Origin of the sequence: Agromyces sp. NPDC058136, assembly GCF_042884375.1 — a bacterium.
GTDB lineage: Bacteria > Actinomycetota > Actinomycetes > Actinomycetales > Microbacteriaceae > Agromyces.
In genome coordinates this window covers 459,423-472,890 of record NZ_JBHVUA010000001.1, presented here as the reverse complement: position 1 = coordinate 472,890, position 13,468 = coordinate 459,423, and the positions used below count along the sequence as shown (strand labels likewise).

Here is a 13,468-nt window from a genome sequence, read left to right as displayed (position 1 = left end):
TCGTGGGACTCGACCTGCGCGACGGCGAGTGGCTCGACGACAACCGGGCCAACTGGGACGAACGCGTCGGCGTGCACGTCGCGAGCGACTTCTACGACCAGTCACCGCTCCGCGAGGGCGGCAGCGTGCTCGACCCGATCTCCGCTGCCGGCATCGCCGAGCTCTTCCCCGAGGGGCTCGACGGCGTGCGGGTGCTGCACCTGCAGTGCCACTTCGGCTCCGACTCGCTCTCGCTCGTGAACCTCGGGGCGAGCGTCGTCGGCATCGACTTCTCGCCGTCGGCGGTCGCCGAGGCACGCCGCATGGCGGCCGAGCTGGGCGTGACGGGCCGTGCCCGGTTCATCGAGTCGAATGTGTACGACGCCCGCCACATGCTGCCCGAGCCCGAGTCGTTCGACCTCGTGTTCGTGACGTGGGGCACCATCAACTGGCTGCCCGACATCGCCGAGTGGGCGCGGATCGTCGCCTGGTTCCTCAAGCCGGGCGGCCGGGTCTACTTCGCCGAGGGGCATCCGGCTGCAATGGTGCTCGACGGGGCCGACGGCCCCGGCGGGCTGCCCACCGTGCAGTACGCCTACGGCAGCGGCAAGCCCGACGTGATCGACGACCCGAGCGACTACGCCGACCCCGAGGCGCGGCTCGAGCACGGTCGCACCTGGGAGTGGCTGCACCCGCTGAGCGAGGTGCTCGGTGCGATGCGCGCGGCCGGGCTCGTGGTCGACCGGTTCGACGAGCACTACTCGGTGCCGTGGCAGGTCTACCCGGCGACGACTTCGCAGGGGCAGGGCATGTATGGCTGGCCCGAGGAGCGGTGGCTGCCGTTGTCGTACGAGATCGTCGCGACGAACCGGGCCTGAACGAGCACGACCGCGGCCGACCGGGAGAAGGTCGGCCGCGGCCGCAGGCTCGCTCTGGTGACGGTCAGTCGAGCGGACCCTCGGCGGCGGCGCGCAGCGTGTGGCCGAGCGTGCCGCCGAGTTCGTTGCGGTAGTCGCCCGAGAGGTCCCACCACATGGCGCCGCCGTAGCCCTGCTCGGCGAGCCATTCGGCCTTCTGCTGCACCGACTTCGGGTCGTCGAGGCTCCACCACTGGCCGGTGACGGCGTCGTAGCGCCACGAGGCGCCGAGCGCCGGGTCGTAGTACCCCTCGCCGATCGAGCGGATCTCGTAGTAGGGCTTCGTGCCGATCGAGGTCACCGAGGCGTCGGGCGTCCACACGGCGCGGTCGCCGACGGTGACGTTCGTCCAGCCTTGGCCGTAGGCGGGGATGCCGATGTTGAGCTGCTCGGGGCTGGCTCCGGCGGCCGTGTAGAGGCCAACAGCGTTGTCGAGGGCGAGGCCCCAGTTGTTCGACCCGTCGGGGTGCAGGTTGCCCTGGTGGCCGGTGTTGCCGGTCCATCCGCCGGCGTAGTCGTAGCCCTGGATGTTCAGGAAGTCGACGACCTCGAAGAGGCGCGGGTCGGTCCATCCGCCGGCGTTCGTGTTCCATCCGCCGGCCGGGGCGAACGCGGTGAGCAGGTAGTCCTCGTCGGTCTCGTCGCCGTAGGCGTCGAGCTGGCTGCGGAACTCCTCCATGAGCGCGAGGAAGTTCTCGCGGTCGGCGGGGCTCGCGTTGGAGGTCTCGCCGCCGTTGACGGGCCACTCCCAGTCGACGTCGATGCCGTCGAAGATGCCCGCGGCGACCCCCTCGCCGCCGAGCCCGCCGACCTTCGGCAGGTTGCCCTTCAGGTAGATGTCGAGGCAGGAGGAGACGAGCTTCTCGCGGCTCTCGGGAGTGGCTGCCGCCGCCGAGAAGTGGTCGGACCAGGTCCAGCCGCCGAGCGAGACGAGGATCTTCGTCTCGGGGCTCACGGCCTTGAGCTTCTTCAGCTGGTTGAAGTTGCCGGCGAGCCGCTGGTGCTTGTTCGTCTTGTCGCGCTTGCCGTCGACCGAGTCCTGGGCGGTGACGAGCCGCAGGTAGTCGTTGTACGCGTCGCCCTCGCCGGGCACGTCGGTGATCTCGCAGACGAGGTTCTCGGTGACGTTGCCGAAGGCGTAGTTGATGTGGGTGACGTCTTCGATCGCGCCGTTCTTCAGCAGGTCGGCGATCTGGAAGTCGCGGGTGACCGGGGTGTCGGCCATGAGGTAGCCGACGCTGCGGTAGCCGTTGATGTCGCTCGGGCCTTCGGGCTGGTGGCGCTGGTGCGCCGCGGCCGGTGCGGCCGCGGCGGTGGCGATGAGCGCGGTGGCGGCGACGGCGGCGGCCGCCCCGCGCAGCAGGGGGAGTGGTGACATGGGATCCTCGTCGATCGTGGCCTCGGCCGCCGTGATCACGGCGGTTGCGAGACGGTACCAAGTCGCCGCCCTGAAAAGAAAGAGTCCTAACAAAGCTTCGCGGATGCCACGGGCGAACGCGTGCGGTCGCTGTGGAGATCTCCAATGGAATCGGCGAGGTGTGCACCCGCTGCACACTCGGCGGGCCGTTCGGCGGGCGAGGTTCGTTCGCGGCGTTCAGTCGATGGAGGTGGGGGCCGATTGGACGAGTGCGAGATCCCGTGATAGTGTTTTCTCTTGTGCCGCGGGGTGGAGCAGTTCGGTAGCTCGCTGGGCTCATAACCCAGAGGTCGCAGGTTCAAATCCTGTCCCCGCAACAAAGAAAAGGCTCCTGATCAGGCGTTTCGCCAGGTCAGGAGCCTTTTGTCTTGCCCGGCGGCGGCCCTGCCCTCCGTGACGCGTGCGCGCGATTCCCCGCGTTTCGCTCGCACTCGATCCCCTGGAGCGCCATGCGGTCCGAGCGGCCCCCGCGGCCGTGTAGACTCTTCCTTGTGACGCGGGGTGGAGCAGCTCGGTAGCTCGCTGGGCTCATAACCCAGAGGTCGTAGGTTCAAATCCTGCCCCCGCAACAGATGAAGGCCCGGAATCGTTCGCGATTCCGGGCCTTCGGCATTCTCTGAGCCTTGTCCTTCAGCTGCTATGCGTCATGAGTTGGCACGGGATGCCCTCGAACGCACGGTGTGGCGAAGCCTGGTCGCTCGGACGCGCCGAGATTCTGCACTTCCACGCCGAAACCCCCGTCCCCGGTAGCGTGATTTCGGAACCTTTCCCGCCCTTTCGTTCGGAGGAGTGACCGATGTCGGTTCGCAGTACGCAGTTCGTTCAGGACGCCGCGAGCGGTAGGCGGGTGACGCCGTGGTGGTTGGCGTACATCCTCGTGTTCCTGGGCGGCATCTTCATCGTGCAGTCCGCGGTGCTCGGCGTGCTCATCAACGTCTGGAAGGTGCCGACGGGCTCGCCGGAGGCGCAGCTGCAGCAGTCGATCTCGTTCGCCGCGGCCGGGCTGTTCATCATCCTGTGGGTCGTGTTGTTCGAACGGCGTGCGGTCCGCACGCTGGGCTTCCGCCGCCCGGGCCGCGGCGTGGTCACGATGCTGCTCGGCTTCGTCGGCGGCATCGTGCTGCTCTCGATCCCGGCGCTGTTCCTCTGGGCGATCGGCGCCTACGAGCAGGTCGCGGCCCCCGCGGAAACGACCTCCGGCTGGGCCGCGACCGGGCTGCTCGTGCTGCTCGCGCTGACCTTCTTCGTGCAGGGCGGCTCCGAGGAGCTGCTCGTTCGCGGCTTCCTGCTGCAGAACGGTGCGCTGAAGCTGCCGGGGTGGCTCGCGGTGCTGCTGCCGGCCGTCGTCTTCACACTGATCCACGGGGTGCTGCTGCACCCGCTGCCGTTCTCGATGATCCTGCTCTACGCACTGTTCGCGACGTTCATCGTGCTTCGCCAGGGCGCGCTGTGGATCGTGATCGGGTTCCACGCCGGCTGGAACTTCGCGATGGGCAACCTCTACGGCATCCCCGTGAGCGGCCTTCCGCCGCTCACGACTTCGGCGATCTACCTGCAGCCGACCGAAGGTTCGCCCGACTGGCTGACCGGCGGAGACTTCGGCACCGAGGCGAGTGTTCCGGCCGTCGTCGTGCTGCTGATCGCGACCGCGGTGGCATTCCTCGTGTTCCGGCGTTGGGATGCCTCGCGCAGCCCTGAATCGCAGGCACCAGCGCTCGCGACGCCCGCACCCGACGCTGCGGCCTCCGAAAGCTGACCCCGAGACCGAGCGTCGCCGCCCATGATCAGCCTGATCCTCAACGTCGTCAGACTCCTGTCCGGCATCTTCGTCATCATCTGGTATCGCCGGAACCACCGCCCCGTGTGGCGCAGCCTCGGGCTGACCGTGAACCGGTGGACCCTGCCCGACATCGCGGTGGGCCTTGCCATCCCGTTCATCGCGATCTCGCTGGTGTTCGTCGTCGAGCGGGCCCTCGGTGCGATCGAGGTGACCGGCGGCGCCGACGACTGGTCGGGCATCGCGGGCGTGATCGGCCAGGTAATCGGGTTCGCCTTGATCCTACGTCGACCGTCATGGGCGCGGGGTAGTGCGAGCCTGGACGCGCCATTCTCCGGACTTGTCGTCGCGTCGGCGGCCTTGACGCATATTTGATTTTGTTGCAAAACTATCCTTGTGGATCGCTCGGCGATCGCACGTGACCAGCACGTGACAAGGAGGACATGTGAAGATCGTCATCGCGGGCGCCGGCATCGGCGGGCTCGCCACCGCGCTCAGCCTGCACCGGGCCGGATTCAGCGACATCGTCGTCTACGAGCGGGTCGCCGAACTGCGCCCGCTCGGCGTCGGCATCAACCTGCTGCCGCATGCCGTGCGTGAGCTCACCGAGCTCGGCCTCGCCGCCGAGGTCGAGGCGATCGCGGTGAAGCCCGGTCGGCTCTCGTACTTCAACCGCCACGGCCAGCCCATCTGGTCGGAGCCGCGCGGCACCGAGGCGGGCTACGACTGGCCGCAGCTCTCGGTGCACCGCGGCGAGTTCCAGATGCTCCTCGTCGACGAGGTGCGCCGTCGACTCGGCAACGATGCGATCCGCCTCGACAGCCGCCTCGCGGTGGTCGAGCACGGCGAGCGCCACGAGTTCGCCCGCTTCGCCCGGGCGGACGGCGAGGAGTTCGAGGTCGCGGCCGACGTCCTCGTCGCGGCCGACGGCATCCACTCGGCCCTGCGCGCGCAGGAGTACCCAGAGGACGGCGCCCCCGTCTGGTCGGGCCTCGTGCTGTGGCGCGGCACCGCGACCGTGCCCGCGTACCTCGACGGTCGCACGATGATCATGGCGGGCGACGGCGAGCAGAAGTTCGTCGCGTACCCGCTCGAAGGCGAAGGCGAAGGCGAAGGCGAAGGCGAAGGCGAAGGCGAGGGGATGCTCCGCCTCAACTTCATCGCAGAACGCCGCGCCCCGGAGGGCACGCGAGAGCGGGCCGACTGGAACCGGCCCGTCGACCCCGCCCCGATCGTCGAGCTCTTCGACGCGTGGACATTCGACTGGCTCGACGTGCCGGCGACGATCGCCGCAGCCGACGAGATCCTCGAGTACCCCATGGTCGACCGCGAGGCGCTGCCCGCGTGGCGGTTCGGCGGTTCGGTCCTCCTCGGCGACGCCGCGCACGCCATGTACCCGAATGGTTCGAACGGGGCGTCCCAGGCGATCCTCGACGCGCGCACCCTCGCGTTCCACCTCGCGAACCGGGTCGTCGAACTCGAGAAGACGGCCGGCACCACGGCGGCCGACCCCGCCGCGACCACCGCGGCGATCCGCGCGGCGCTCGACGCCTACGACGCCGACCGCCGGCCCGCGACCGCGCGCCTGCTCGAGATGACCCGTCGGCTCGGCCCCGAGCGGGTCATGCAGCTCGCCTACGACCGCGCGCCCGAGGGGTTCGCCGACATCCACGACGTCATCCCCGCCGAGGAGCTGCAGCAGATCGCCGACGACTACAAGCGCACGGCCGGGTTCCACCCGTCGACGCTCAACGAGCGCTCCTCGTTGTCGGCGAGGCTGGGGCCGCGCGAGCAGATGGCAGACTGACCGGATGCCGCTGACACGCCCCGAGGCATCCGCGACCGCCGTGACGACCGACCCGTCGCTCGCGCGACTCAACCTCGTCGTCGCGCCCCTGCGGCGCACGCTGCTCAGGGCCGCGCGCACCGCTGAGGGCCTGCCCGACCTCCCCGACGCGCAGATCGAGGTGCTGCGCGCACTCCCAGACGGCGCGCTCGTCTCTCCGGGCGAGCTCGCGCAGGAGCTCGCGCTCAGCCGCCCGACGGTGAGCAACCTCCTGAAGACGATGGAGGCCGCCGACCTCGTCGAGCGGCTCGCCGAGGCGGGCGACGGGCGGCGGGTGCGGGTTCGCGCGACGGCGAAGGCACTCGACCTGCTCGCCCGCTTCGACGAGGCGAGCGCGGCGATCGTGGGCGACGCGCTCGCCGAACTCGACCCGGCCGAGCGCGACGCCCTCGCCGCGGCGGTGCCGGTGCTCGAACGGCTGCGCGAGGTCGTCGAGCGTCGGACGCGCCCGGCGGGCTGAACCGGACGTTCGGTCCGGGCCCGACCGAGACCGCCCGGCCGCCGCACGAGCGGCCTACGCTGGAGGCATGAGCGACGCGCACGAGGCATCCGACCGTGACGAACTCGCGATCGCGATCGCACAGTTCGCACCCGTCGCGGACGCAGCGGCGAACCTCGACGAGATCGAGCGCCTTGCACGCATCGCGGTGGGGCGAGGAGCGCGGCTCGTCGTGTTCCCCGAGTACTCGATGTTCTTCACGCCCGAACTCGGACAGGAGATGGCCGACGCGGCCGAGCCGCTCGACGGCGGGTTCGTACGGGCGCTCGGCGCGCTCGCGGGCGAACTCGGCGTGCACCTCGTCGCTGGGGTGCTCGAGCAGATCCCGGGCGACGCTTCGCGGTTCTCGAACACGCTCGTCGCGCTCGGCGACGACGGGCGCCTCATCGCCCGCTACCGCAAGCAGCACCTGTACGACGCGTTCGGGCAGCGCGAGTCCGACCGGGTCGTCGCGGGCGCGCTCGACGAGCCCGAGATCTTCACGGTCGACGGGCTCGCGGTCGGCATGCAGACCTGTTACGACCTGCGGTTCCCCGAGGTGACCCGGGTCGTCGTCGACGCGGGCGCCGACCTCGTGCTCGTGCCCGCCGAGTGGGTGCGCGGGCCCCTGAAAGAGCACCATTGGCGCACGCTCGCGCTCGCCCGGGCGATCGAGAACACCGTCTACCTCGCCGCCGCCGACCAGACGCCGCCCGTCGCGGTGGGCCGCAGTGTCGTCGTCGACCCGATGGGGGTCGAGATCGCCGCGCTCGGCGAGCAGCCCGACGTCGCCGTCGCCTGGATCTCGCGGGAGCGGATCGCCGCGGTGCGCCGTACGAACCCGGCGCTCGCGCTCAGGCGGTACGGGGTCGTCCCGCGCTGAGGAGGGCGGCCTCGAGACGCTTCGCTACTCGACCGGCGGCAGTGCGGAGAGGCGCGCCGCCGCCTCCTCGAGCACCTCGAGGCGCTTGCAGAACGCGAATCGCACGAGGCTGCCGTACGCGTCGTGCCGGTCGGCGTGCACGAACGCCGACACGGGCACCCCGACGACGCCCGCGAGCTCGGGCAGGCGACGGCACAGCTCGGCCGCGTCGGAGAAGCCGAGCGCCGAGGCATCCGCGACGACGAAGTAGCCCGCCTGCGGGCGCGCGACCGTGAACCCGGCCGCCTCGAGGCCCGCGGTGAGCACGTCGCGTTTCGCCGCGAGCGTCGCCGCGGCTCCGGCGAAGAAGGCGTCGGGCAGGCCGAGCCCCGTCGCGATCGCCGGCTGGAACGGCGCGCCGTTGACGTACGTGAGGTATTGCTTGACCGCGAGCACCGCGGTGACGAGCGGTGCGGGCGCGGTGATCCAGCCGACCTTCCAGCCGGTGACCGAGAACGTCTTGCCGCCCGAGGAGATCGAGATCGTGCGATCGCGGGCGCCGGGCAGCGTCGCGATCGGGCGGTGCGGTGCGTCGAACGCGAGATGCTCGTACACCTCGTCGGTCACGACGAGCGCGTCGTGGCGCTCGGCGAGCGCCACGATCTCGCGCAGCACCTCGTCGTCGAACACGGCACCGGTCGGGTTGTGCGGCGAGTTCACGACGATGAGCCGGGTGCGGTCGGTCACAGCGCGGCGCAGCTCGTCGAGATCGACCCGCCAGGATGCCACGGCGCCGCCCCGCCCGTCGGACCCGCCGCCGGCCGTCCAGTGCATGGGTACCGTGCGGTGCACGCCGCCCGCCCGCGCGATGAGCGCGGCGTAGGCGTCGTAATAGGGCTCGAAGGTGACGACCTCGTCGCCCGTGTCGACGAACGCGAGGATCGTCGCGGCGAGCGCCTCGGTCGCCCCTGCCGTGACGAGCACCTCGGAGGCCGGGTCGAACCCGAGCCCGTACCAGTGCGCCTGGTGCGCGGCGATCGCCTCGCGGAGCACCGCATGACCGGTGCCCGGCGGGTACTGGTTGACGCCCGCGGCGATCGCGTCGCGCGCCGCCTCGAGCACCGCGGCGGGGCCGTCCTCGTCGGGGAAGCCCTGCCCGAGGTTGATCGCCCCGGTGCGGTTCGCGAGCGCGCTCATCTCGGCGAAGATCGTCGCGGCGACCCGTCCGTCGGCGGCGAGCAGGCCCGCGCCCGACGCCGTGCGCTGCCAGGGGAGGAGGCCCGAAGCGGGGGAGAAGTCGCTCATGCTCACACCGTACGCGAAGGCCCGCGCGGGTACGCTGGCGCAGGGCGTCGAGCCCGATTCGGGTCGTTCGGGGGAATCCCTGCTCGGTGATAGCAAGGTCATAGGAACCGCCGACCCGGTGCACAGCTTCGCGCGGGATGCTGGCATGGCTTTGGAAGGAGCAGACATGACCGACACGACTGACGGCGCACAGGGTGAGGCTCGCGAGGGCGAGAACACTCCCGAGGTGAACGCCGCCGAGACGAACGCCGCCGAGAGCACCGCCGCTGAGACGAACGCGACCGAGGTCATCCCCGAGGCGAGCGCACCCGCAGCACCTGCGGCCCCCGCCGCGCCCGCGGCCCCCGTTCCCGCGTCGGCGGCGCAGGCCGCCTCCGCTCCGACGGTTCCGGCGCCCGTCGCGCCGGCCGCGCCCGCAGCCGCAGCGCCCGCCGCCCCGGCCGCACCCGCAGCTGAAGCGCCCGCCGCGCCTGTTGCACCCACCGCACCTGCGGCCCCGGCCGCACCCGCTCAGGCCACCGGCACCGTGTACGAGCCCGGCCAGGCCCCGCAGCCGTACCACGCCCCCCAGTACCAGAAGCAGAGCACGGGCCCCGTGCCGCCCGTCGCCGCACCCGCCCAGGGCCAGGTGCCTCCGGCGTTCGGCGGCCAGCAGGCCACCGCGACCCAGCCGACCGTGCCGCTCGCGGGCGTGCCGCCGTACGGCTCCGGCCCCGAGGCATCCGCTGCACCGGCGGCGCAGAAGCCGCGGCGCGCCGGGCTCGGCATCGCCGCCGCGATCGTGGCGGCCGCCCTCATCGGCGGCGCGTCGGGTGCGGGCATCACCGCGCTCGTGACGAGCAACCAGCAGTCGAGCTCCACCGCGAGCCCGAACAGCGCGCAGAACATCGTCGTGAACGACACCGACCAGGTGACGGCCGTGACCGCGGTCGCCGCGAAGGCGAGCCCGAGCGTCGTGACCATCTCGGTCGCGGGCAACGAGGGCGCGGGCACCGGTTCGGGCATCATCCTCTCGGACGACGGCTACGTGCTCACGAACACCCACGTCGTGACGCTCGACGGCGCGACGGGCGACCCGACGATCCAGGTGAAGACGAACGACGGGCACCTCTACGAGGCCGAGCTCGTCGGCACCGACCCGCTCTCCGACCTCGCCGTGATCAAGCTCGTCGACGCGTCGGGCCTCACCCCGCTCGAGTTCGCCGACTCCGACAAGCTCAACGTCGGCGACACGGCGATCGCGATCGGCGCCCCGCTCGGCCTCTCGGGCACGGTGACCAACGGCATCGTGAGCGCGCTCAACCGTTCGATCGACGTCGCCTCCTCGGCGGCGCCCGCGACCCCCGACGACGCCCAGAGCGACGAGGGATCGGGCGAGGGCGACGGCGGCCAGCAGGGCCAGGGCGACAGCCCGTTCGACTTCTTCTTCGACATCCCCGAAGAGGGTGGCAACGGCCAGGCTCAGCAGCCTGCCGCGAACGCGGGCCGCGTGTCGCTGCCGGTCATCCAGACCGACGCGGCGATCAACCCCGGCAACTCGGGTGGCGCGCTGCTCAACGCCGAGGGCGAGCTCATCGGCGTGAACGTCGCGATCCTCTCCGCGGGCGACTCCGCAGAGGCCGGCAACATCGGCGTCGGATTCGCGGTGCCCTCGAACCTCGCGAAGCGCATCGCGAACGAGATCATCGAAGACGGTTCGGCCTCGCACGGCCTGCTCGGCGCGACGGTCACCTCGGCCGAGTCCGCCGAAGACAGCACGACCACCGGCGCCCTCATCACCGAGGTGTCGGCGGGCGGCGCGGCCGAGAAGGCGGGCCTTGCGGCCGGCGACGTCGTCACCGCCTTCAACGGCACCCCGATCACCGACCAGACCGACCTCACCGCGCAGGTGCGCGCGCTCGCGGGCGGCGCGGAGGCCGAGCTCACGGTGATCCGCGACGGCAAGACCCAGACGGTGAAGGTCACCCTCGACACCTACGAGGGCTGAGCCTGTCGGCACGGGTGCCACGGAGCGGGGCCGGATCGGGAGATCCGGCCCCGTTCGGCGTTCACGGGTGCGGCCTCCGCGCGGATGCCGTCTCCCGGCGCGCGGCTGCTAGGCTCGATCGACCCCAGCACGAGTGAGGAACATGCCCGAGCACCACCCCGAGACGACCCCGTCGTCGCTCGTCGGCGTCTCGTACGTCATGCCCGTGCTGAACGACGTCGCGCACGTGCGCCAGGCCGTCGAGTCGATCCTCGCGCAAGACTATTCGGACCCCGTCGAGGTGCTCATCGCGCTGGGCCCGTCGATCGACGGCACGAACGAGCTCGTCACCGACCTCGCGTCGCGCGACGACCGCATCCGGGTGCTCGAGAACGAGGTCGGGTCGACGCCCGCCGGCTTGAACATCGGCATCCGCGCGGCACGGTACCCCGTCGTCGTGCGGGTCGACTCGCACTCGATGCTCCCCATCGACTACGCCCGCATCGCCGTCGAGACGCTCGAGCGCACCGGTGCCGACAACGTCGGCGGCATCATGGACGCCCGGGGCGAGACCCCCTTCGAACGCGCCGTCGCCCTCGCGTACACGACCAAGGTCGGGCTCGGCGGTTCGGCCTTCCACGTCGGCGGTGCCGAGGGGCCCGCCGAGACGGTCTACCTCGGCGTGTTCCGGCGCGATGCGCTCGAACGCGTCGGCCTCTTCGACGAGACCATCAAGCGCGGCCAGGACTGGGAGCTCAACCGGCGCCTCCGCGAGACGGGCGGCACGGTGTGGTTCACGCCCGAGCTCGCCGTCACCTACCGGCCGCGTTCGAGCCTCGACCGGCTCGCCCGGCAGATGTTCTCGACCGGGCTCTGGCGCGGCGAACTCGCCCGGCGTTTCCCGGCTTCGAACGGCATCCGCTACTTCATCCCGCCCGCGATGGTCGTGGGTGTGGCGCTCGGGCTGCTGCTCGGCCTCGGCGGCATCGTGCAGGCCGCGCTCGGTGCGACGCCGTGGCTGCTCGTCGGATTCGCCGCCCCGCTCGTCTACCTGCTCTTCGTCGTCGTCGCCACGGTCGTCGCCGCGCGTGGGCGCGGCGCGAGCACCGCGGCATGGTTTCTCGTAGTGTTGCCCTGCATCCACGTCACCTGGGGGATCGGCTTCGTGCTCGGCTACCTCTCGTTGACGAGCAACATCGCACGGCACACGGGAAGGTGAGCACGCATGTCTGAGGCCCGACCGGTGACGACGCGCCCGGCGAGCATCGCCGAGCTGCGCGCGGTCGCGCAACCGCCCGAGGTACGCGGTCGCCGCAACGCCGAGCACTGGACGGCATCGCTGTACCTGCGCCGCTTCTCGATCTACCTGACCTGGCTGCTGCTGAAGACCCCGATCTCCGCGAACGGCGTGACGGGGCTCATGATCCTCGTCGGCTGGTCGACGGCCGCCGCCCTCCTCATCCCGGGCATCTGGGGCGCACTCCTCGCCGTCGTGCTCGGCCAGCTGCAGATGCTCGTCGACTGCTGCGACGGCGAGGTCGCCCGCTGGCGGCGCACCTCCTCGCCCGCGGGCGTGTTCCTCGACAAGGTCGGGCACTACACGACCGAGGCGCTCATCCCGATCGCGCTCGGCATCCGTGCGGCCGCATACCCGCTCGAGTTCCCGGCCGACTTCCTCTGGACGACGATCGGCGCCCTGCTCGCGCTCGTCATCGTGCTGAACAAGGCGCTCAACGACATGGTGCACGTGGCCCGCGCGAACGCCGGGCTCGCGAAGCTCGCCGACACGCACGGCGAGACCGCCCCGCGCGGCGGCCTCATCGCGAAGCTGCGCAAGGCGGCGAAGTTCCTGCCGTTCCACCGCCTCTACCACTCGGTCGAGCTCACCCTCATCGCGTTCGCCGCGGCGCTCGTCGGGCTCGCCTTCGGGCAGCCGCTCGTCGACCGCGTCGTCGTTTCGGCGCTGCTGCCGCTCGCGGTGCTCGCGGTGATCGGCCACTTCGTCGCGATCATGGCGAGCCGTCGTGTCCGTTCCTGACGTGCATCCGCGCGTCGGCGTCGTGGTGCTCACGATGGGCAAGCGACCCGACGACCTCGCGCGAGGCATCCGCAGCGTGCTCGACCAGCGCGACGTCGACGTCGACGTCGTGGTGGTGGGCAACGGCTGGGACCCGGCGACCGCCGAACCCGCCCTGCCTGCCGGGGTGAAGACCCGCCACCTGCCCGAGAACCTCGGCATCCCCGCAGGGCGCAACGCGGGCGTGCCCGACGTCACCGGGGAGGTGCTGTTCTTCCTCGACGACGACGCCTACCTGCCGAGCGAGACCTTCCTCGCCGACGGGTGCCGGCTGCTCGCGGCACGCCCCGAACTCGGGCTCGTGCAGCCGCGCGTCGTCGACCCGACGGGTCTCGTCTCGCCGCGCCGCTGGACCCCGCGCATCCGCAAGGGAGACCCCGCCCACTCGAGCCCCGTCTTCTCCTGCTGGGAGGGCGCCGTGCTCATGCCGCGCGACGTGTTCGCGCAGACGGGCGGCTGGGCCGATCCGTTCTTCTACGCGCACGAGGGCATCGAACTCGCCTGGCGGGTCTGGGACGCGGGGCGCGTCGCTTGGTACGAGGGTTCCCTCGAGGCCGCGCACCCCGTCATCGACCCGGCCCGGCACTCGTACTACTTCCGGCTCAACGCACGCAACCGGGTGTGGCTCGCCCGCCGCAACCTGCCCGCGGTGCTCGTGCCGTTCTACGTCGGCTCCTGGACGGGCATCCAGATCCTGCGCTGGGCCCGCCAGCCCGCCGCGCTGAAGGCGTGGTTCGGCGGCTGGCGCGCCGGGTGGCGCGAGTCGCCCGGGGAGCGTCGCCCGATGAGCTGGCGCACCGTCTGGCGGATGACCCGGGCCGGGCGCCCGCCCGTCATCTGAGGC

The 13,468-nt window shown here is 71.4% G+C and carries 12 protein-coding genes and 2 tRNA genes; 12 read left to right on the top strand and 2 right to left on the bottom strand.

What is annotated here, in order from left to right; translation table 11 throughout:
- Window positions 1-2 precede the first annotated feature (2 nt).
- Complete coding sequence (locus ACFVTX_RS02205) at window positions 3-857, top strand: class I SAM-dependent methyltransferase (RefSeq protein ID WP_386897641.1); 855 nt, start codon at window positions 3-5, stop codon at window positions 855-857.
- Window positions 858-921: 64 nt separating this feature from the next.
- On the opposite strand, the gene ACFVTX_RS02200 is transcribed toward ACFVTX_RS02205, so the two are convergent.
- Window positions 922-2,274 carry a glycoside hydrolase family 18 protein gene (locus ACFVTX_RS02200; RefSeq protein ID WP_386897639.1) on the bottom strand — a complete coding sequence of 451 codons (1,353 nt, stop codon included), beginning with the start codon at window positions 2,272-2,274 and terminating at the stop codon, window positions 922-924.
- Window positions 2,275-2,556: 282 nt separating this feature from the next.
- Between ACFVTX_RS02200 and ACFVTX_RS02195 the strand changes: the two genes are divergently transcribed.
- The 7 genes from ACFVTX_RS02195 to ACFVTX_RS02165 all read left to right on the top strand — a co-directional run bounded on the left by ACFVTX_RS02195 (window position 2,557) and on the right by ACFVTX_RS02165 (window position 7,297).
- A tRNA-Met gene (locus ACFVTX_RS02195) sits at window positions 2,557-2,630 on the top strand.
- A 178-nt stretch (window positions 2,631-2,808) separates the two neighbouring features.
- Window positions 2,809-2,882, top strand: a tRNA-Met gene (locus tag ACFVTX_RS02190).
- Window positions 2,883-3,109: 227 nt separating this feature from the next.
- Complete coding sequence (locus ACFVTX_RS02185) at window positions 3,110-4,069, top strand: CPBP family intramembrane glutamic endopeptidase (protein ID WP_386897638.1); 960 nt, start codon at window positions 3,110-3,112, stop codon at window positions 4,067-4,069.
- 24 nt (window positions 4,070-4,093) lie between these two features.
- On the top strand, window positions 4,094-4,465 hold the full coding sequence (locus ACFVTX_RS02180; protein WP_386897636.1) for a hypothetical protein: 372 nt from the start codon (window positions 4,094-4,096) through the stop codon (window positions 4,463-4,465).
- Window positions 4,466-4,535: 70 nt separating this feature from the next.
- Complete coding sequence (locus ACFVTX_RS02175) at window positions 4,536-5,897, top strand: flavin-dependent oxidoreductase (protein ID WP_386897634.1); 1,362 nt, start codon at window positions 4,536-4,538, stop codon at window positions 5,895-5,897.
- Window positions 5,898-5,901: 4 nt separating this feature from the next.
- Window positions 5,902-6,396, top strand: a complete 495-nt coding sequence (locus tag ACFVTX_RS02170) for a MarR family winged helix-turn-helix transcriptional regulator (protein WP_386897633.1) — start codon at window positions 5,902-5,904, stop codon at window positions 6,394-6,396.
- Window positions 6,397-6,463: 67 nt separating this feature from the next.
- Complete coding sequence (locus ACFVTX_RS02165; protein ID WP_386897631.1) at window positions 6,464-7,297, top strand: carbon-nitrogen hydrolase family protein; 834 nt, start codon at window positions 6,464-6,466, stop codon at window positions 7,295-7,297.
- A gap of 24 nt (window positions 7,298-7,321) precedes the next feature.
- Here the strand turns inward: ACFVTX_RS02165 and ACFVTX_RS02160 are convergent, their stop codons facing one another.
- The gene (locus ACFVTX_RS02160; RefSeq protein ID WP_386897629.1) at window positions 7,322-8,581 is read right to left on the bottom strand and encodes an aminotransferase class I/II-fold pyridoxal phosphate-dependent enzyme; all 1,260 of its coding nucleotides are present in this window, start codon (window positions 8,579-8,581) and stop codon (window positions 7,322-7,324) included.
- A gap of 166 nt (window positions 8,582-8,747) precedes the next feature.
- On the opposite strand from ACFVTX_RS02160, the gene ACFVTX_RS02155 reads away from it, so the two are divergent.
- The 4 genes from ACFVTX_RS02155 to ACFVTX_RS02140 all read left to right on the top strand — a co-directional run bounded on the left by ACFVTX_RS02155 (window position 8,748) and on the right by ACFVTX_RS02140 (window position 13,465).
- Window positions 8,748-10,568, top strand: a complete 1,821-nt coding sequence (locus ACFVTX_RS02155) for a trypsin-like peptidase domain-containing protein (RefSeq protein WP_386897627.1) — start codon at window positions 8,748-8,750, stop codon at window positions 10,566-10,568.
- A 142-nt stretch (window positions 10,569-10,710) separates the two neighbouring features.
- Entirely contained in the window at window positions 10,711-11,766 is a 1,056-nt protein-coding gene (locus tag ACFVTX_RS02150) for a glycosyltransferase family 2 protein (RefSeq protein WP_386897626.1), read from the top strand.
- A gap of 6 nt (window positions 11,767-11,772) precedes the next feature.
- Window positions 11,773-12,585: a CDP-alcohol phosphatidyltransferase family protein gene (locus ACFVTX_RS02145; protein WP_386897624.1), complete on the top strand. Its 813-nt coding sequence runs from the start codon at window positions 11,773-11,775 to the stop codon at window positions 12,583-12,585.
- Between the two features lie 34 nt (window positions 12,586-12,619).
- The gene (locus ACFVTX_RS02140; protein WP_386898728.1) at window positions 12,620-13,465 is read left to right on the top strand and encodes a glycosyltransferase family 2 protein; all 846 of its coding nucleotides are present in this window, start codon (window positions 12,620-12,622) and stop codon (window positions 13,463-13,465) included.
- Window positions 13,466-13,468: the final 3 nt, after the last annotated feature.

Coding starts and splice junctions, on each gene's coding strand:
- ACFVTX_RS02200 (WP_386897639.1), bottom strand. CDS start 2,274: ATGTCACCACTCCCCCTGCTGCGCGGGGCGGCCGCCGCCGTCGCCGCC.
- ACFVTX_RS02160 (WP_386897629.1), bottom strand. CDS start 8,581: ATGAGCGACTTCTCCCCCGCTTCGGGCCTCCTCCCCTGGCAGCGCACG.
- ACFVTX_RS02140 (WP_386898728.1), top strand. CDS start 12,620: ATGGGCAAGCGACCCGACGACCTCGCGCGAGGCATCCGCAGCGTGCTC.
- ACFVTX_RS02180 (WP_386897636.1), top strand. CDS start 4,094: ATGATCAGCCTGATCCTCAACGTCGTCAGACTCCTGTCCGGCATCTTC.
- ACFVTX_RS02150 (WP_386897626.1), top strand. CDS start 10,711: ATGCCCGAGCACCACCCCGAGACGACCCCGTCGTCGCTCGTCGGCGTC.
- ACFVTX_RS02185 (WP_386897638.1), top strand. CDS start 3,110: ATGTCGGTTCGCAGTACGCAGTTCGTTCAGGACGCCGCGAGCGGTAGG.
- ACFVTX_RS02165 (WP_386897631.1), top strand. CDS start 6,464: ATGAGCGACGCGCACGAGGCATCCGACCGTGACGAACTCGCGATCGCG.
- ACFVTX_RS02145 (WP_386897624.1), top strand. CDS start 11,773: ATGTCTGAGGCCCGACCGGTGACGACGCGCCCGGCGAGCATCGCCGAG.
- ACFVTX_RS02170 (WP_386897633.1), top strand. CDS start 5,902: ATGCCGCTGACACGCCCCGAGGCATCCGCGACCGCCGTGACGACCGAC.
- ACFVTX_RS02155 (WP_386897627.1), top strand. CDS start 8,748: ATGACCGACACGACTGACGGCGCACAGGGTGAGGCTCGCGAGGGCGAG.